The organism is Neobacillus paridis (assembly GCF_016765675.1).
Classification (GTDB): Bacteria; Bacillota; Bacilli; order Bacillales; family Cytobacillaceae; genus Neobacillus; species Neobacillus paridis.
Genome location: NZ_JAESWB010000181.1, coordinates 76,609 through 94,586 on the forward strand (window position 1 = coordinate 76,609; position 17,978 = coordinate 94,586).

A 17,978-nucleotide genomic window follows, 5' to 3' on the forward strand; every position below is an offset into this window, starting at 1 on the left:
TTGTGAAAGGCGTCACAAGTGGATTATTCATAATATATAGGAGTGTTGTTGCAAATGAGCTATGATTTAGTACTGCTGCATGCGCCAAGTGTCTACGACTTTCGGAAAAGTTCTGTACTGGCTGGTCCGATCAGCGATGTCGTGCCGTCATCGCCAGTATTTGAAATGTATCCGATCGGACTAACAAGCATCGCAGATTATTTGGAGCGGTACGGACTGCGGGTAAAAATTATTAATATCGCCAACCGGATGCTGATGAGCCGGGATTTCAATGTCGAAAAAAAATTAAAAAACATCAAGACCCGGGCATTCGGGATTGACCTCCACTGGCTGCCGCATGCGCACGGCAGCATCGAGCTGGCAAAAATCGTGAAACAACTGCATCCTGAGACACCGATTATTTTTGGCGGCTTATCCGCCACTTACTACCATAAAGACTTAATCGAGTATCCGTTTATCGACTTTGTCATGCGCGGCGATTCAACGGAAAAGCTGATGCTGTTGTTGATGAATAAATTAGAAATGGGCAACACCTATTATGCCGATATTCCCAATTTAACCTGGAAGAAGGGCGGTCAAATCGGCTATAATCCGTTGACCTATGTACCTAAGGACCTGGATGATATCGATATTCCTGGCTACCGCTACACGATCCGCTCGGTGTTTAAATACCGCAACATCCTTGATCCGCTGCCATACAATGGCTGGCTGCACTATCCCAACACCGCGCTGTTAACCGCGCGCGGCTGTACCCAGAACTGCCTGATCTGCGGCGGTTCGCGAGAGGCCTATCAGCAAAACTGCCAGCGGCAATCACTGGCCTTGCGGTCACCGGAGAAACTCGCCAGTGACATTCAGTTTATTTCCCGGTTTAGCCGGGCACCAATTTTCATTCTTCATGACTTACGGCAGGGGGGCCGCAAGTATGTCGAAGAGTTTTTCAGCCGGGTCAAACAGCTTCATTTGAAAAATGAAATTGTGTTTGAATTATTCCAGTACGCGGATGAGGACTATTTCAAGCTGATCGAAGACAGCGTGCCAAAATACAGCATTGAAATCACCCTGGAAACACATGATGAAAACATTCGCCGCTATAACGGGAAATTCAGCTGTACAAACGCCAAAGTGATCGAAACCTTAAATTTCGCTTTAAAGCATAACTGTAAAAAAATTGATCTGTTCTTCATGGTCGGAATCCCGCGGCAGACGTACGAAAGTGCAATCGCCAATATTGATTTCTGTGAAAAAATTCACCTTGCCTGCCACGAGGACCGGCGAATCTATTACTTTATCGCTCCGCTCGCGCCGTTTTTGGACCCGGCGAGCCCGGCGTTTGAGCATCCGGAAATGTACGGCTACAAAAAGCTGTGCCACAGCTTGGAGGACCACCGCAAGGCGATTACCCAGCCGTCATGGAAGCATATGCTAAGCTATGAAACAAATGAAATGACCCGTGATGATATCGTCAATGCGACGTATGAAGCGGCGGCAAAGCTGAACGAATTTAAACGAAACTATCAGCTGATTGACCAAGCCAGCTACGAAGAAATTCAATGGAAAATCGCCAAATCACAGGAATACATTGAAAAAATCGACCACATTCTCGTGCTCCCCGAGGCCGACCAGGCAGGAGCACTGGCAGAGCTACGCAAGGAAATCGAACAGCTCAACAACTACAGCATTTGCGGTAAAAATGAACTGAAATGGGAAGTACAGAAGAATTACGCCAACATCTTTTCACTGACAATGGTTGGCTTGGAGCAACTTTTACAAGAATATGCCAATAAAATTCAATCCCAGCTGCACCAGGAGCAGCGCCATCAATTTAAGCTGAAACCAGAACAGCGGAAGGCCAAACTGTAAAAAAGAAAACTCGCCGATTGGCGAGCCTTTAAGGCAGAGGCGCAGTTCGCCCAAAGGTTTTGGGCTGCGGTGTCTTTGCTCACGAAGCTTTCCATTGTGTGCTTATACCCAATAGGAAAGTTAATGCTTTCCTTTTCGGCTAAAAAAAAGGTATCGGAGAGAATCCCGATACCTTTTTCAATGTCCGCCCAAATAAGCTTTCCTGATTTGATCACTCTCACCCAGCTCTGCCGCGGTTCCGGCAGCAACAATTTTTCCAGTCTCAATGACATACGCACGGTTGGCAATCGATAAGGCCATATTGGCGTTTTGCTCAACCAAAAGAATCGTGGTACCCGTTTGATTGATTTCTTCAATGATGCGAAAAATCGTTTTAACCAAGAGCGGTGCCAGACCCATTGACGGTTCGTCCAATAGCAGCAGCCGTGGCCGTGCCATCAACGCCCGGCCCATTGCCAGCATTTGCTGCTCACCGCCTGACAATGTCCCTGATAGCTGTTTGCGGCGTTCCTGGAGGCGCGGGAACAACTGATACACCTTTTCAAAATCCTCGCGAATGCCGTTTTTATCTTTACGCAAATAAGCGCCTAACTCCAGGTTTTCCTCGACCGACATATTGGCAAACACACGGCGGCCTTCAGGGACGTGGGAAATCCCGCGCTTGACAATTAACTGTGGCACTTTCCCGGCGACATGCTCGTCCTCAAGCAAAATCTCCCCGCTCTTCGGCTTTAATAAACCGGAGATCGTCTTTAACAGGGTACTTTTTCCGGCACCGTTCGCACCAATCAAGGTCACAATTTCACCGGGATGGATCTCGAGAGTTACTCCTTTCAATGCATGGATATTGCCATAATAAACATTGATATCATTCACTTTCAGCATTTAAGAGACCTCCTCGCCGAGATAGGCTTCGATGACTTTTGGATTGTTTCGGATTTCTACCGGCGTGCCTTGCGCAATCAACTGGCCGTGGTCGAGGACATAGATTCGCTCACAAACCCCCATGACTAGGTTCATATCGTGCTCAATCAATAAAATCGTTAAATCAAACTTCTCGCGGATCAAGGCGATTAAATTCATCAGTTCCTCTGTTTCCTGCGGGTTCATCCCGGCCGCAGGTTCATCGAGAAGCAACAGCTTCGGCCCTGCCGCCAGCGCCCGGGCAATTTCCAGGCGGCGCTGCTGTCCGTAGGGCAGGTTCTTCGCCTGCTCATACAGCACATCATCCAAATTAAAAATTTTTAAAAAGTCGATGGCCTTTTCCTCCATTTCGCGCTCACCGGCAAAATGGGATGGGAGGCGGAGAATCGAGCTGACAATGGAATGCTTCGCCTGCGTGTGATAAGCAATCTTGACATTGTCAAGCACAGACAAGTCATTGAACAATCGAATGTTTTGGAACGTCCGGCTGATCCCTTTTTTGGTAATTTTATGGGGAGCCATACCGTTTAATTTTTCCCCGTCAAGCAAAATGCTGCCTTCCGTCGGCACATAGACGCCCGTTAACAGGTTGAAAAAAGTCGTCTTCCCGGCACCGTTTGGCCCAATCAAACCGACCAATTCGCCTTTAAGGAGCTCAAGGTTGACTTCAGAAACGGCCTTCAGTCCGCCAAATCGAATCCCAGCATTGTCTACTTTAAGCAATGGTTTGTTTGTTGACATCTTGAGAACCTCCTTTAGCGCCTTTGCCGATTTTTAAGAGGTCGGTAAATTCTTTCGTACCCATTAATCCTTGTGGACGGAACAGCATCATCACAATCAGCACAAGGCTGTAAATGAGCATCCGAACCTCAGGATAATTGGATAGGAATGTGGAAATAATTGTTAACAAAATTGCCGCGATAACCGAACCGGACATGCTGCCCAAGCCGCCGAGAACGACCAAAATCAAAATATCAAAGGACTTTAAAAAGCCGAAGTTGGCTGGCTGAATAATATAAAAATTATGAGCATGCAGCGCACCGGCAACGCCGGCAAAAAACGCACCGATGACAAACGCCATTACTTTATAATACGTCGTATTAATCCCCATCGCATCGGCGGCAATTTCATTCTCACGAATCGAGAGGCAGGCCCTTCCATGGGTAGAATTGGTAAAGTTTATAATCACGACAATGGTAATCAGGACACACGCCATTAACCACGGCCATGTTGTCAGGTGAGACACCGTCATTCCACTGGCGCCGCCGACATAATCAATATTTAAGAAAACAATTTTCATAATCTCGCCGAAACCGAGCGTGGCAATCGCCAAATAGTCACCGCGCAAACGTAACGTCGGAATCCCGATCACCAGCCCGGCAAACGCCGCTGCAATCCCGCCGACAAGCAAGGCTAATGGAAACGGCAACGCCAATTTCATCGTGATAATCGCCGACGCATAGGCACCGACGGCAAGGAAGCCGGCATGTCCAATCGAAAACTGCCCGGTAATGCCGATGATTAAATGCAAGCTGACTGCTAGAATAATATTAATCCCAATTGAAAACAGCGTGTTAACATAAAATGAATTTAACGTTCCCCCGGTAATAAGGAATTGAATCACAACGGAAAAAATAATGGCTAAAACGATTGAGAGCCAAAAACCTTTTACATGTTTCATTGATTTCATCGCTTAAGCCACCCCCTAGACCTTTTCCCTGACATTTTTTCCAAATAATCCGGCAGGACGGAAAATTAAAATCACAATTAATACGACAAACGCCACTCCATCACGCCATAGCGAGAAACCTGCGGCGCTGACGAGCGCTTCAATCACACCCAACAATAAACCGCCGACCATCGCCCCCGGGATAATTCCGATTCCGCCTAAAACGGCGGCAACAAAAGCCTTTAACCCCGGGATGATCCCCATCAACGGTTCGATTTTTGTATAGTAAATCCCAAACACAACGCCGGCTGCCCCGGCAAGCGCCGAGCCAATCGCAAACGTTGCGGAAATGGTATTATCGACATTAATGCCCATCAATCTTGCGGCATCCTGATCATGGGAAACAGCCCGCATCGCCTTGCCGATTTTTGTTTTATGGACAATATATTGCAGTAAAATCATTAACACAATCGCAACGCCCAGAATTAACAACGACTGGCCGCTGATACTGACGCCAAAAAGATCAATACTCTTGAGCGGAACTATCCCGTCTGGATAAGCTTCCGGCTGTGCTCCGCGGATATAAATCGTGCCATATTCAATAAACAGCGAAACCCCAATCGCCGTAATTAAAGCGGCAATCCTGGTCGCGTTTCGCAGCGGTTTATAAGCAATCCGCTCAATCAGGACACCGAACAGGGCACAGGCCGCCATTGAAACAAGCAATGCTGGAAAAATACCTAAATCCATAACTGTAATCGAATAAAAACCGATAAATGCGCCGACCATGAAGACATCCCCATGGGCGAAGTTGATGAGCTTGACGATTCCGTATACCATTGTATAACCGAGAGCAATTAGTGCATAAATACTTCCTAAGGAAATGCCGTTTACCAGCTGCTGTATAAGTTGTTCCATGAAAGCAACTCCCTTTCTAAAGGGAATAGGGAACATCGACATGCTCCCTATTCATTTAAAAATTATAAATTTGTCTAGCTCCAGTCCCTAGCGACTAGCGTCCTACCTTGGCCGTACGTCGCTAAACGGTAACTTCCGCTTTTCTTTTATGGATTAACTTTTGTTTTGAATTTTTGTTCGCCGTTTACATATTCCAGAATAACAGCAGATTTGATTGGGTTGTGCTTATCGTCAAGTTTCATTTTTCCGGTTACCAGGTCAAGGCCGTCCGTTTCAGCAAGTGCCTTTTGAATTTTCTCCGGATCGGCGCTGCCGGCACGCTTAATGGCATCGGCAATAAAGTAAGCGGAGTCATAACCTAAAGCATTAAAGGCATCAGGAGACTTGTCGCTGTATTTTGCCTTAAAGGCTTTCACAAACTCTTGTACCTTTGGATCAGAATCGCCAGAAGAATAGTGGTTGGTAATAAATGTATTGTTTAATGCTGCTTTTCCAGCAAGTTTAATCAGCTTCGGAGAATCCCAGCCGTCAGCCCCCATCATTGGTGCGGTAATGCCTAACTCACGAGCTTGTTTCACGATTAGACCAACTTCTTCGTAATAACCTGGAATAAAGACGAATTCAGGTTTTGCCCCTTTAATATTGGTTAACTGTGCATGGAAGTCAGTATCCTTAGCAACATAAGCTTCTTCCTTGACAATTTTTCCGCCATCCTTTGTGAATAATTCTTTAAAGGATGCCGCTAAGCCTTTCGAATAGTCGCTGGAGCTGTCGATGAAAATAGCAGCTGTCTTAACCTTTAACTCATTAAGCGCAAAGTTTGCTGCTACCGTCCCTTGGAATGGATCGATGAAGCAGGTACGAAAGACGAAATCATTCAGCTTGCCGTTTTTAAATGTTACATCCTCTGCCGTTCCGGTCGGTGTTAACAGCGGTACTTTATTGCTTTGGGCAATTTCAATCTGTGCTTTTGTATTTCCGCTTGTAGCTGCCCCGATGATCGCTGCAACTTTATCCTGGCTGGTTAACTTCGTTGCCCCGGTAATCGCCTCCGGTGCATCAGACTTGTTGTCATACGGAACAAGCTTCAGTTTTTTGCCGTTGACACCTTCTTTGTTGATTTCTTCAAACGCTAATTCGATCCCCTCTTTAATCGACTGGCCGTAAGAAGCAACCCCGCCGGATAACTCAAGGTTCGCACCGATTTTAATCTCGCCGCCCTTGTCCGCTTCTTTGCTATCTCCTCCACCGCTTGTACTAGAGTTACAACCTGCCATTACCCCTGCCGCTAGCATCAATGATGCAAAAATGCCGGCTACCTTTTTCTTTCTCATTGTTTTACCCCCATTTTTTAATATTTTCCCAAGTTAGTAATCGAAGTCTTGGCAAAAAAGATAATATTCTGAAAACATTGTACATAATAATTTTACGTTCGTCTAGTATTAATATTTGTTTTTTTGAAATAATTTAAAAAATGCCAACAGTCTGGATTATTATTGATTCTATCGCTTTACTCAGTTAAAAACTAAAAACAATATATTTTTATAAATAGGATAAAAATATTTTGTCTAAATATGATTTTTTTTGAATAAATAGGAAAAAAGAGACTCCCATAAAAAGGAATCCCTTCAAAATAACATTAGATGAGGTCCTGCTGCTTCGTTTCTTTTCCCAAAATAAACACGGCTAGTGCTCCGATCAAGATGGAAACACAGAAAATAGTGAAAATCATGGCCACAGAAATCTTTTGGGCAACGAGATAGCCGACCAATAATGGACCCAGCACTCCGCCAATTCGTCCGACGGCCGCTGCCATGCCGGCGCCAGTTCCTCGAATCAGCGTTGGATATTGCTCAGGGGTATAGGCATACAGCCCGCCCCAGGCACCAAGGTTGAAAAATGATAACAGGATTCCTGATGTCATTAACAACGCTGTTGAATCGGCCGTCCCAAAAAAGTAGGCACTCACCGCCGTCCCAATGAGATAAACAATCAGGACAAACTTACGGCCAAATTTTTCAATAAACCAAGCCGCGGTAAAATAGCCTGGCAGCTGTGCCAATGTCATGATCAGCACGTACTCAAAGCTTTTAATTAAACTGAAGCCTTTCATCACCATCACACTTGGAAGCCAGAGGAACATGCCATAGTAAGAAAACACGACACAGAACCAGACAATCCATAGCATTGCCGTCTGCCTTACATGCTGTTTCGACCATATTTTTGCGAGATTTTCAAACACAGAAACCGTCTTTTTGGCTTGGGCGGCAGCGAATTTTGGTGAATCCGGCAGTCCGAGCCGCAGGTAAATGACATAAAGTGCAGGCAAGGCACTAATAATCAAGGCAGTCTGCCAGCCGTAAGCCGGAATCACAAAATAGGAAATAACCGCTGCAACCAGCCAGCCTACGGCCCAAAAGCTTTCCAACAGGACAACCGTGCTGCCGCGTTTCTCCACCGGAACACTTTCCGAGACAAGCGTTGAGGCCACCGGAAGCTCGCCGCCCAAGCCGGCGCCAATAATAAACCGGAGCACTAAAAAGATGGCCAAACTGCTCGTAAACGCAGAGGCGCCGCTCGCAAGTGAAAAAAGTAACAAAGTAATCATAAACACAGTTTTGCGGCCAACTTTGTCGGCCATTAAACCAAAGACAAGCGCGCCGACAGCCATGCCAATGGAGTTGACGCTGCCAATCCAGCCCATCTGTCCCGGGGTTAACTGCCATTCTGCCTGCAGCGCCGCAATAATAAAGCTTAGCATCCCGACATCCATGGCATCAAACATCCAGGCCGTCCCGGCAATACCAAGCAGCTTACGGCTGGAAATACCGTCGCTGTTATTTACCTTCATTCCAAGCGGCCGTGCGCCTGAAATCCCCCTTGTATTGCTCATTTTCATCCCTCCATGTTTTTTAAATAGTATGTTGAAACAATACATGTATTTTAACAGCTGTCTTTACACTTGTCACCAATTTATTTCCTACTTGAGCCTTTTGTAACTAGCTTTTGAAAAATCGCCGATATTCTTGCACAGTTTTGCAGATATAATTTAAAAAATTGCAGAGATCCAGCACGGAAAATAAAGAAAAATTTGCAGCTCATTTTTCCAAGTCAAAAAAAGCGAGGGATGATCCGTCCCTCACTCATTTAGCGCGCTTTCGACATTTTTAAATTGGTTGAAAAACATTTGATAATAGCGGCCTTGTTTTTTCATTAATTCCTCATGGCTGCCTTTTTCAATGATTTCGCCGTGATCAATGACCATGATCATATCAGCGTCACGAATCGTGTTAAGGCGGTGGGCAATAATGAAGCTCGTGCGATTCTCCATCAGCGCTAACAATGCTTTCTGAATATGAAGCTCAGTCCGGGTGTCAATGCTGCTGGTCGCCTCATCCAAAATCAACAGTGCCGGTTTCGCCAGCATCACCCGGGCGATTGCTAACAGCTGCCGCTCGCCTTGGCTCAAGTTGCCGCCGTTTTCCGCAAGCACTGTCTCATATTGCTGCGGCAGGCGTTTAATAAACCCGGCGGCACCCGCCATCCGGGCCGCTTTTTCCACCTCTTCATCGGTCGCATCCGGCTTACCGTATTTAATATTTTCCTTTACCGTCCCGGAAAATAAGTACGTATCCTGGAGCACAAAACCAAAGCAGCGCCGCAGCGAATCTCTCGTATATTCGCGGATATCGCGGCCATCTAACAAGATCCTGCCGCTGGTGACATCATAAAACCTCGTCAACAGATTGACGACCGTTGTTTTTCCCGCACCGGTCGGCCCGACAAGCGCAATGCTGGTGCCAACCTCAGCTTCAAAGCTGACATTTTTCAAAATCGGCACATCGGAGCGATAGCCGAAGCTGACGTTATCAAAGACGACATGACCCTGCGGATGCTGAAGCGGCACCGCGTTCGCCAGGTCGACGGATTCCTCCTCTTCATCCATCATTTCAAATACCCGCTCGGCACCGGCAACACCCGACTGAAGGATGTTAAAGATGTTGGCAATGTCATTAAGCGGGCGGACGAATTGCCTTGAATAAGTAATGAAGCTGGCGATCGCACCAATCGTGATCTGACCTTTGACAGCAAGGACACCACCGACCATTGCGACAATTGCCAGGCCCAGATTGTTAATGACGTTCATAATCGGCATCAGAAACCCCGACCAAATCTGCGCCTTAAGGCCGACCTCACGGAGTCTGGCATTGACGCTGTCAAACTCTTCGACTACTTTATCCTCATGGTTAAAGGCTTTCACGACCTCGATCCCGGAAATCGTCTCCTCGATCTGTCCGTTTAACTGGCCAAGCTCGACCTGCTGCTGTTTAAACAAGACGCTGGTGCGCTTGGCAATCGTCCGCGTCAGCAAATAGACAAGCGGAATCGTGATCATGCTGGCCAAGGTTAACAACGGGCTTAAGTAAAGCATCATCAGGAAGGAACCGGTCAGAACAACGAGCCCCGACATTAATTGCGTCGTCGACTGCGAGATGGTGTTGCTGACATTGTCAACGTCATTGGACAGCCGGCTCATCAGCTCCCCATGTGTGCGGGAATCGAAAAAAGCGACCGGGAGCTTTTGCAGCTTGTGAAAAATGGCATCGCGCAAATTTTTCACAATCCTTCCAGCTACGCCCGCCATCAGCCAGCCTTGCATCAGCGTAAGCACAGCATCAGCGATATAGGCGATTGCCAGTACCAGGATCATTACTTCCAAAAGCGCGAAATCAACTTTTCCATGTTTCAACGTCATTGCATCAATCGCCTTCCCAATCAGGAATGGGTTGAGCAACATCAGCACCGCGTCAATCAGAATAAAGCTGAAAATCAGCGTGAGCATCTTTCTCTCCTTGCCGATATAATCCCAAAGCCGTTTCAGGGTGCCGCTGAAGTTTTTCGGCTTGACAACCGGGCCACGGCGATGATGGGCCCCGCCCGGTCTTAATGGTGGAGGCGTGACCGGATTATTCTGCTGCTGTGTGGTTGTTTTCGCCATCTACGGACACCTCCTTGCCAATTTGCGAGCGGTAAATTTCTTGATAAACGCGACAATTTTTCAATAATTCCTGATGCGTTCCCACCCCGGCGATTTCACCATGGTCGAGAACGACGATTTTATCAGCATCCAGCATGGAGGTGATCCGCTGGGCAATGATGATACAGGTCAGCCCCTTGGCATATTGTTTTAAGGCCTGTTTGATTTTGGCCTCAGTGTTGACATCAACGGCACTTGTGCTGTCATCGAGGATCAGAATTTCCGGTTTTTTCACCAATGCCCTGGCAATTGCCAGCCGCTGCTTTTGGCCGCCGGAAAAATTAACCCCGCCTTGGCCGATCGCGGTCCCATAACCTTCCGGCGTGGCGCTGATAAACTTATGCGCCCCGGCAATCCTGGCCGCTTCGACGATTTCTTCCTGTGTCGCATTTTCTTTCCCCCAGCGAATATTTTCAGCAACACTGCCGGTAAATAAAGTATTCTTTTGCGGTACGAAGGCAATTTTTTTCCGAAGTGCTCTCGGGCTTACGGTCGCAACATCTACCCCGCCCACCTTTACTGTACCGGATGTGGCATCATAGAAGCGGGGAATTAGCCCGACTAGGGTACTTTTGCCGGACCCGGTTGAGCCGATGATGCCCACCGTTTCCCCCGGGAGGATCGTCAGGCTGATATCTTTTAGCACCGGCTCAGCTCCTTCTGTCTCATAAGAGAAACTGACGTGTTCAAAATCAATCCGGCCTGTTTGCGTACCGCTCTGTGCTAGCGTGTTCTTGCTCCATGTCTGTTTGCTTTCTTCGGAAAAAACGTCGCCGATTCTTCCCGCCGACGCCTTCGCGCGGACAAACATATTAAACACCATTGTGATCATCATCAATGATGTTAAAATTTGTGTCATATAATTGATAAACGCCACAATATGGCCGACCTGGATGCTGCCATTATCAACGCCCAAGCCGCCGATCCAAATGACGACAACAATCCCGAGATTGACGGTCAGCATGATCGCCGGGCTGAAAATCGACATCAGTCGGCTGGCGGCAATCGAGCGACTTTTAAACTCATCGTTTACCCTAGTAAACTTGTTGATTTCCACCTCGAAACGATTAAACGCCTTAACGACGCGGACTCCTGATAAATATTCGCGCATCACCAGGTTCACTCCGTCCAACGCCTGTTGCACTTTGGAAAATAACGGGAAGCCCAACCTAAGGTTGATGATGATCAGAATGGCGACAAGCGGCACAACGACCGCCAGGACAACCGAGAGTTGCAGATTCAGCCGGGTAGCCATCACCAGCCCGCCAAGTGCAAGCAGCGGTGCCTTGACAAAGATGCGCATTAATCCGTTGACAAAAATCTGCACCTGGGTGACATCATTGGTCAGCCTAGTGATGAGCGACGCGCGGTCAAATTGATCGAGATTTTTAAATGCCAGGGATTGAATTTTTTTATACAAATCGGATCTTAATTCGGCGCCAAAATTTTGTGAAACGATGCTGGCTAGGATACTCCGCGTTGACGCGGCGACCGCTCCAAATGCGGTAACGAGCAGCATCACCCCACCCATTTTCAATACGTAGTGGATGTCATTATGGGCCACGCCCTCGTCGATTACCTTGGCAATAATCGTCGGCTGCAGTAAATCACAAATCGCCTCTAACGTAAGAAAAAACACGGCAATGCTGAAAGACAGCCAATATTTTTTGATGTATTTTCCTAAATAACTCATAGAGTTTCTCTCCTCAAAAAGTCTTTCAACATTTCATGAAGTGGAACCTCAATCAGTGGAGTACGCCTTATACCCCACCAAAACTTTGTTTAACGAAAGTTTTGCGGTGAGGGCTACACTCCCGGAAAAAGGGATAAAGCTATTATAATGATGTTTTTTGGTGATATACAAATATTTGAGCCGATTATGTGGGGCCACATATAGCTGTGTTACTTGCGGATACACTCTCTAATTGGCAGGTAACCGGTTTCAATCGACGATATAGCCATCTCAATTGGCGGAAGGCGCTCTCCTATTGGCGACATTGCCAATTCAACTGGCGTTATAGCTGCTTCAATTGGCGATTGGCGCACTTTAATTGGCGCAAACTCATTCAACTGGCGAAAAGCCCTCTCCTATTGGCGACATTGCCAATTCAACTGGCGACATAGCTGCTTCAATTGGCGATAGACGCACTTCAATTGGCGCAAACTCATTCAACTGGCGAAAAGCCCTCTCCTATTGGCGACATTGCCAATTCAACTGGCGACATAGCTGCTTCAATTGGCGCAAACTCATTCAATTGGCGGGATAACATCCTCAATTGGCGATTGATGGCTTTTTTCTAGCGGCTGTCATGTTTACAGTAGCCCCGCCATAAAAAATCAAGTCCACAGTGCAAAGATCTGTGGACTAACCGAACCCTTCTATTAAACTGCGCTAAATTCATGCACCCAGACTCTCATTTGCGGCAGCCATGGCATACCTGGATGAATTGCGAGGATTGACTGTTTATATTCCTCTACAGAAGCAAAGCCCTCGCGGCGCGCATCATCCTCTGTCAGCTCACCCAAGCTTTGGGAATACACCTTATCAACAACAAACTGACGTCCCTCCAGGGTCATGATTTCTCCCGGGTCGGCATAGCGGCCATTGCGGCGGGTGGCTGTTTTTTCCCCGGCAAGCACTTTCTTGACATCCTTTTCTAACGTCACTAAGCGCTCAATTGTACACGTTTTTGGCGGCAACGATTGATGATTATTTTGCGACATCCTAAATTCCTCCCTTTTCCAACCTATTTATATATTATATTAACACTATTATTAATGTATTAAACACTATTAATATGTATAAAAAATCCTGTTTATTCCCATCAAGTTGTTGCCCCCGGAACCAAAAAAGAAGGATGCCTACCACTTAGGAGCATCCTTCAACTTCTAATCCATCCCAGCCAACAAGCCCACCACATCATCACAATATAGAAGTTTTCTAACATTACTGCTGCTTCATTTTTGTGATTATATTTGCAAATCTCGTTTTTGATAAAAATGGTAAGTAATGGCAATTAGAATCGTAACCACTACAATGGTGATCGCAACAAACGTAGTTTCCAGCGTACCGTCCGCCAAGACCCTTTTTGCTTCAAAATATTTAAATGGCGTTACATATTGCAGCCATTCAATTTTTTCATTCAAATCGACGGCGATGGAGAGGAGATACGTTAGTAGCAGTAGTACCGTTCCCAGTGCGGCCGCACGCTTCGGCCGTTTTCCCACCGCCGCAATCACCGCGCCAACTGCCAGAAAAATGAGCTGCACTAGAAACATCCCCGCCATTAATAAGTAAATATCATCAAGCTGTTCCCCGGTTTGCTGATAATGACTCACCATTGCCAGCGATAGAACTAAGGTTACCAGATTAAAGATGACCACATTTACCAAAGCCGCCAGCAGCTTTGAACTGATAATCCGGGTACGTGAGATTGGCTTTGCCATCAGAAATTCCGCTGTTTTGTCGCGCTCTTCCTTGGCAATAATATTAGCGCCCAGCATCAACGCATGAATTGCCGCCATCAGCAACAAGTAGTAAAACAGCATGCCGTAAAACCCGATAGCTGTCGACAAATCCAAGTCTCCCGTCCCAATAATTGCCTGGAGCGACTTCGGCATCTGCGAAATCAATTCGTTAATCGATTGACCCGATGAACTGTATCCTTCATATTTCGCCATTCCGGCGACCACCATGAACAGAAGCCCGATTCCCCAAATGATTAACGACTTCCGATTCGCCTTCATTTCCCGCCAAAATAGATTCACTGTCCACACCCCCTACACCGCATGAATATCTTTTTTCGCATAAATGAAATAGCTTGCCGTGACCGCGACAATGATAAAAATAACTTCAATGACGATAAACCGAATTTCATAGGTTTGATGTTTGCTAATATAACCCGGATCATAATACTTAAACGGTGTCAGATAGCGCACCGCCTTATCACCAATGACCGATCCGAACATATTGAGAATGAAAAAACCAAACACCGTTCCCAGTGACAGCGGCAACACCGATTTTATTTTTGGAACAAGGACGGAGATGAGGATGCCAAGTGCCAAAAACATGCATTCAACGAAAAACGCCGTCAGCGAAATCAACAGGAATGCCTTGGTGTCAAATGACCTCTCGCTGACCGCCTGCGCCGCTACTAACGCGGCCATGATAACTACCAGATTGGACAAAATGAGCGAAACGACAGCCGCGAGCAGCTTCGCGGTAACAATTTGCGTTCGCGTGACCGGCTTGGTTAGCAGGAAATCCGCCGTTTTCTCACGGGTTTCTTTGGATAGCATCGAGACTCCCAGATTCATTGCCTGAATCGCACCACATAACACCACATAGGTGAAAACATACGAGTAAAATCCTAACAGTGAGGTGATCGAATCAAGTGACATCCCGATGGCTTTGCGCAAGGATTCTGGATAGTTTTCCAGCACCTTTTTAAACGCCTCCGAATCCTTGGCGATGGACGGAAACAGAGCCATAAACAGGACGACAACCGCCACTAATGACAGCGTCCAAATGATCGTCGACTTGCGATTATCCTTTAATTCATGGAGAAATATATTCATCGCTCAATTCCCCTTTTCATAGTAATGCATGAAAATCTCCTCTAAATCCGGTTCCTCAATCCACAGGTTTAACAGCTCCAGCTGCGCCAATTTTTGCAGCATTAAATTGATATTGCCGCTGTAAAGAAAGCTTACGTGCAGGCCATCAATTTCCAAATTCTGCACCCCAGCAATTTGTAAAAAGCCCTGCGGCATGGGCGCCTTCGTCTCCAGCTTAAAGCGTTTATGGTTGTTTTCCTTTAATGTACTGATTTTTTCGACCTTGACGAGTTCGCCTTCCTTAATAATCGCCACGCGGTCGCACATTTTCTGCACCTCGCTTAAGATATGGGAGGAAAAGAGAATCGTCGTCCCTTTCTTATTTTCCTCTTTTAACAGATCGAAAAATTTCTGCTGCATCAGCGGGTCGAGACCGCTCGTCGGCTCATCAAGAATGATCAGCTTCGGCTCATGGAGCAGTCCTTGAACGATACCCACTTTCTTCTTGTTGCCAAACGACAAGTCGTCAATTTTTTTGTTGAGGTCAAGGTCGAGCAGCTCCGCCAATTGTTTGATCCGCTGACTGCAATCCTTTTTATAAAAACTGCCTGAATATTTCAGCAGGTCCTTAACTTTCATGTTGTCATAATAGAACACTTCCGACGGCAGGTAGCCGATTTCCTTTTTGATTTCCGGGGCAAACTTGACCGAGTCCTTGCCAAAAATCGTTGCGCTGCCGCTTGTCGGATAAATCAGCGACAGCATCGTGCGGATCGTCGTTGACTTGCCAGCGCCATTCGGGCCGATAAAACCAAAAATCTCGCCTTCCTCCACCGTAAAGCTGATGTTGGAAATCCCTCTTGCCTTGCCATACGTTTTTGTCAGATTATTTAACTCAATCACATTCATCGCCGGGAGCCCCCCTTATTTATAGAAAACTTTAATTAATACTTCAAAATACTGTTCTGCCTTCATGCTGACCTGTTGATAATCAATTTCATGCGTTGGTAAAAACTTGGCTTTGTTTAGCTCCTCATCACTTAATTTTTCAAACGTCCAGGTAATGATTTTTAAGATTTTTTCCAAATCAATATCATCGCGGAATTTCGTGATATCAATATTTTCGTACATTTTGGCGAAGTTGGTTTCCAGCAGTTGCTGATACTTTTCGGCAAACTCCGCTTTAATTTCACGGGAATCCTCTATATAGACCGCTTGGAGAAAATGGAAAAGAGCCGGATAAACAGAGAGCAGCTCCATTTTAATGGTTACCGCCGCGCGCATTCTTTTGAAAAAATCAGTCTCGGATAAATCAATTTTTTGATAAAACTCCGTAGCAATCAGCTCATAGCAATAGTCAAACAGAAATAAATATAATTGCTTTTTGTTCTGAAAATAGTGAAACAAGAGCCCTTTTGAGATCCCCGCTTCTTTGACAATTTCATTCGTCGAGGCACTATCATATCCTTTCTGGGCAAACTCCTTAATCGCCGCGTTAATGATGCGGTCTTGTTTTTCCTTATCTAAGTTGAGAAATTTCGAAAACACCTCGGCACTCCTCCTTTGACCACAACGGTCAATTGTAGTATATTCTCGATTGACTCCACTGGTCAATAGATAGTTAAGGATATTTTTTACAAAATCATGAACGATATAGTTTAGACTTCGGGAATATGCTACGATGCAAGGTGGAGGTGATTGACATTATTATTAAAAATCGCGATTTTTCCTTAAAATTAGCAGGGTTAGCTGCCGCGCGACACCGCTTATCCGCCGAGCATCCGATTCTGCCCGTGTTAGCAGCAAAGCAAGCGGCCATGGAAGCCGGGATCGGCGGCGAGGATCGGGTGGCAGAGGTCTTGTCCCAATTTTCATTTCCCTTCGACATCCACATTTTTCACGATTTATCCCCTTCAGCCGATGAAAAATTCCAAACGGACACACATTGTTTAACCCCATGGTATGGCTTGGTGTTAGAGGTGAAAAATATCAGCGGGATTCTGGAATTTAACGAAAATCCACCGCAATTAATCAGTACCAAGGAGGATGGCTGTCAATATGGCTACGAAAGCCCCGTTAGTCAATTACAACGCAATTGCGAGTTTTTACGTGAATGGTTTTTGCACCGTGGCATCCAACTCCCGATTTATGGCGCAGTCGTCCTTGCATACCCGAAACAAATTGTGAAAACTGCCCCACCCCGGACGAAACTGTTATTCCCCAACATGATTCCCACTTATCTAAAATCGATCCCGCAGCAGGGGCAAAAATTAACTCCCGAAACGTTTAACTGGCTGTCTGCCGAGCTGCTTAAGAGTCATCAACGCTATCTTCCCAAGCCTATTTGTGAAACCTATAAACTTCGTTGGAGCGACTTTCGAACAGGCGTAGGATGTATAACGTGTGGCAGGCTGGGAATGATTAAGCAGCCGAGAACATGGGTATGCCCTTTTTGCCAGGCAACCGATCCCCTGGCACATCAACGAGCCTTGCTCGAATGGTATTTGATTTTTAAGAGAACGATCACCAATCGCGAGTGCCGGGAGTTTTTGCATGTGAATGATATTCATATAGCAAAACGGATTTTGCAAAATATGAGCTTTAAAAGTGAGGGGGATTATCGTTACCGGAAGTATATTATGAATATCAAAAACTTTAACCTATTTGATTGATAAAAATTAGCTGCGCCAATTGGAGGGGGGTCTCGCCAGTTGATTTACTTCCCGCCAATTGGAGGGCAGCTTTCGCCAATTGATGATACTTTCTCGCCAGTTGGAGAGGGATTTGCGCCAGTTGGAGCCCACTTCCCGCCAATTGATTTACTTCGCGCCAATTGGAGGGCGACTTTCGCCAATTGATGATGCTTTCTCGCCAGTTGGAGCCCGCTTTGCACCAGTTGATTTACCTCCCACCAATTGGAGGGCAGCTTTCGCCAATTGATGATACTTTCTCGCCAGTTGGAGAGGGATTTGCGCCAATTGGAGCCCACTTTGCGCCAGTTGATTTACT

General features: G+C 46.3%; 17 protein-coding genes. 2 read left to right on the plus strand and 15 right to left on the minus strand.

The genetic code is table 11. The features are described from left to right. Positions 1-54 precede the first annotated feature (54 nt). The gene (locus JK635_RS13455) at positions 55-1,863 is read left to right on the plus strand and encodes a TIGR04190 family B12-binding domain/radical SAM domain protein (RefSeq protein ID WP_202654483.1); all 1,809 of its coding nucleotides are present in this window, start codon (positions 55-57) and stop codon (positions 1,861-1,863) included. A gap of 177 nt (positions 1,864-2,040) precedes the next feature. Here the strand turns inward: JK635_RS13455 and JK635_RS13460 are convergent, their stop codons facing one another. The 14 genes from JK635_RS13460 to JK635_RS13525 all read right to left on the minus strand — a co-directional run bounded on the left by JK635_RS13460 (position 2,041) and on the right by JK635_RS13525 (position 16,517). Then, positions 2,041-2,748: an ABC transporter ATP-binding protein gene (locus tag JK635_RS13460; protein ID WP_202654484.1), complete on the minus strand. Its 708-nt coding sequence runs from the start codon at positions 2,746-2,748 to the stop codon at positions 2,041-2,043. Continuing rightward, on the minus strand, positions 2,749-3,528 hold the full coding sequence (locus JK635_RS13465; RefSeq protein ID WP_202654485.1) for an ABC transporter ATP-binding protein: 780 nt from the start codon (positions 3,526-3,528) through the stop codon (positions 2,749-2,751). Next, positions 3,503-4,477 (minus strand): branched-chain amino acid ABC transporter permease, encoded by a 975-nt coding sequence (locus tag JK635_RS13470; protein ID WP_202654486.1) that lies wholly within the window; start codon positions 4,475-4,477, stop codon positions 3,503-3,505. Before JK635_RS13470 ends, JK635_RS13465 begins: the two co-directional genes overlap by 26 nt. A gap of 15 nt (positions 4,478-4,492) precedes the next feature. Then, complete coding sequence (locus JK635_RS13475; protein ID WP_202654487.1) at positions 4,493-5,374, minus strand: branched-chain amino acid ABC transporter permease; 882 nt, start codon at positions 5,372-5,374, stop codon at positions 4,493-4,495. Between the two features lie 146 nt (positions 5,375-5,520). Continuing rightward, positions 5,521-6,708, minus strand: coding sequence for an ABC transporter substrate-binding protein (locus JK635_RS13480; protein WP_202654488.1), 1,188 nt, complete (start codon positions 6,706-6,708; stop codon positions 5,521-5,523). A gap of 305 nt (positions 6,709-7,013) precedes the next feature. Continuing rightward, positions 7,014-8,225: an MFS transporter gene (locus JK635_RS13485; RefSeq protein ID WP_202654648.1), complete on the minus strand. Its 1,212-nt coding sequence runs from the start codon at positions 8,223-8,225 to the stop codon at positions 7,014-7,016. Positions 8,226-8,513: 288 nt separating this feature from the next. Then, a complete protein-coding gene (locus tag JK635_RS13490) occupies positions 8,514-10,373 on the minus strand; it encodes an ABC transporter ATP-binding protein (protein ID WP_202654489.1) in 1,860 nt (619 codons plus the stop codon). Beyond that, a complete protein-coding gene (locus tag JK635_RS13495; protein ID WP_202654490.1) occupies positions 10,342-12,105 on the minus strand; it encodes an ABC transporter ATP-binding protein in 1,764 nt (587 codons plus the stop codon). The genes JK635_RS13490 and JK635_RS13495 overlap by 32 nt, the downstream gene beginning before the upstream one ends. A gap of 209 nt (positions 12,106-12,314) precedes the next feature. After that, positions 12,315-12,482: a hypothetical protein gene (locus JK635_RS13500; RefSeq protein ID WP_202654491.1), complete on the minus strand. Its 168-nt coding sequence runs from the start codon at positions 12,480-12,482 to the stop codon at positions 12,315-12,317. A 312-nt stretch (positions 12,483-12,794) separates the two neighbouring features. Next, positions 12,795-13,136, minus strand: a complete 342-nt coding sequence (locus tag JK635_RS13505) for an ASCH domain-containing protein (protein WP_202654492.1) — start codon at positions 13,134-13,136, stop codon at positions 12,795-12,797. 246 nt (positions 13,137-13,382) lie between these two features. Next, complete coding sequence (locus JK635_RS13510; RefSeq protein WP_202654493.1) at positions 13,383-14,180, minus strand: DUF2705 family protein; 798 nt, start codon at positions 14,178-14,180, stop codon at positions 13,383-13,385. 12 nt (positions 14,181-14,192) lie between these two features. Next, complete coding sequence (locus JK635_RS13515; RefSeq protein WP_202654494.1) at positions 14,193-14,990, minus strand: ABC transporter permease subunit; 798 nt, start codon at positions 14,988-14,990, stop codon at positions 14,193-14,195. Between the two features lie 3 nt (positions 14,991-14,993). Then, positions 14,994-15,878 (minus strand): ABC transporter ATP-binding protein, encoded by an 885-nt coding sequence (locus tag JK635_RS13520; RefSeq protein WP_202654495.1) that lies wholly within the window; start codon positions 15,876-15,878, stop codon positions 14,994-14,996. A 15-nt stretch (positions 15,879-15,893) separates the two neighbouring features. After that, a complete protein-coding gene (locus JK635_RS13525) occupies positions 15,894-16,517 on the minus strand; it encodes a TetR/AcrR family transcriptional regulator (RefSeq protein WP_202654496.1) in 624 nt (207 codons plus the stop codon). A 146-nt stretch (positions 16,518-16,663) separates the two neighbouring features. Here JK635_RS13525 and JK635_RS13530 point away from each other — a divergent pair, with 146 nt between their 5' ends. Then, positions 16,664-17,641 carry a nuclease-related domain-containing protein gene (locus JK635_RS13530; RefSeq protein ID WP_368857094.1) on the plus strand — a complete coding sequence of 326 codons (978 nt, stop codon included), beginning with the start codon at positions 16,664-16,666 and terminating at the stop codon, positions 17,639-17,641. Between the two features lie 44 nt (positions 17,642-17,685). On the opposite strand, the gene JK635_RS13535 is transcribed toward JK635_RS13530, so the two are convergent. After that, positions 17,686-17,862, minus strand: a complete 177-nt coding sequence (locus tag JK635_RS13535) for a hypothetical protein (protein WP_202654497.1) — start codon at positions 17,860-17,862, stop codon at positions 17,686-17,688. Positions 17,863-17,978: the final 116 nt, after the last annotated feature.

What these genes read in the sequence shown, in the direction of transcription:
- JK635_RS13480 (WP_202654488.1), bottom strand. Translation starts at nt 6,708, where the DNA reads ATGAGAAAGAAAAAGGTAGCCGGCATTTTTGCATCATTGATGCTAGCG.
- JK635_RS13455 (WP_202654483.1), top strand. Translation starts at nt 55, where the DNA reads ATGAGCTATGATTTAGTACTGCTGCATGCGCCAAGTGTCTACGACTTT.
- JK635_RS13515 (WP_202654494.1), bottom strand. Translation starts at nt 14,990, where the DNA reads ATGAATATATTTCTCCATGAATTAAAGGATAATCGCAAGTCGACGATC.
- JK635_RS13490 (WP_202654489.1), bottom strand. Translation starts at nt 10,373, where the DNA reads ATGGCGAAAACAACCACACAGCAGCAGAATAATCCGGTCACGCCTCCA.
- JK635_RS13460 (WP_202654484.1), bottom strand. Translation starts at nt 2,748, where the DNA reads ATGCTGAAAGTGAATGATATCAATGTTTATTATGGCAATATCCATGCA.
- JK635_RS13520 (WP_202654495.1), bottom strand. Translation starts at nt 15,878, where the DNA reads ATGAATGTGATTGAGTTAAATAATCTGACAAAAACGTATGGCAAGGCA.
- JK635_RS13470 (WP_202654486.1), bottom strand. Translation starts at nt 4,477, where the DNA reads ATGAAATCAATGAAACATGTAAAAGGTTTTTGGCTCTCAATCGTTTTA.
- JK635_RS13495 (WP_202654490.1), bottom strand. Translation starts at nt 12,105, where the DNA reads ATGAGTTATTTAGGAAAATACATCAAAAAATATTGGCTGTCTTTCAGC.
- JK635_RS13475 (WP_202654487.1), bottom strand. Translation starts at nt 5,374, where the DNA reads ATGGAACAACTTATACAGCAGCTGGTAAACGGCATTTCCTTAGGAAGT.
- JK635_RS13485 (WP_202654648.1), bottom strand. Translation starts at nt 8,225, where the DNA reads ATGAAGGTAAATAACAGCGACGGTATTTCCAGCCGTAAGCTGCTTGGT.
- JK635_RS13465 (WP_202654485.1), bottom strand. Translation starts at nt 3,528, where the DNA reads ATGTCAACAAACAAACCATTGCTTAAAGTAGACAATGCTGGGATTCGA.
- JK635_RS13505 (WP_202654492.1), bottom strand. Translation starts at nt 13,136, where the DNA reads ATGTCGCAAAATAATCATCAATCGTTGCCGCCAAAAACGTGTACAATT.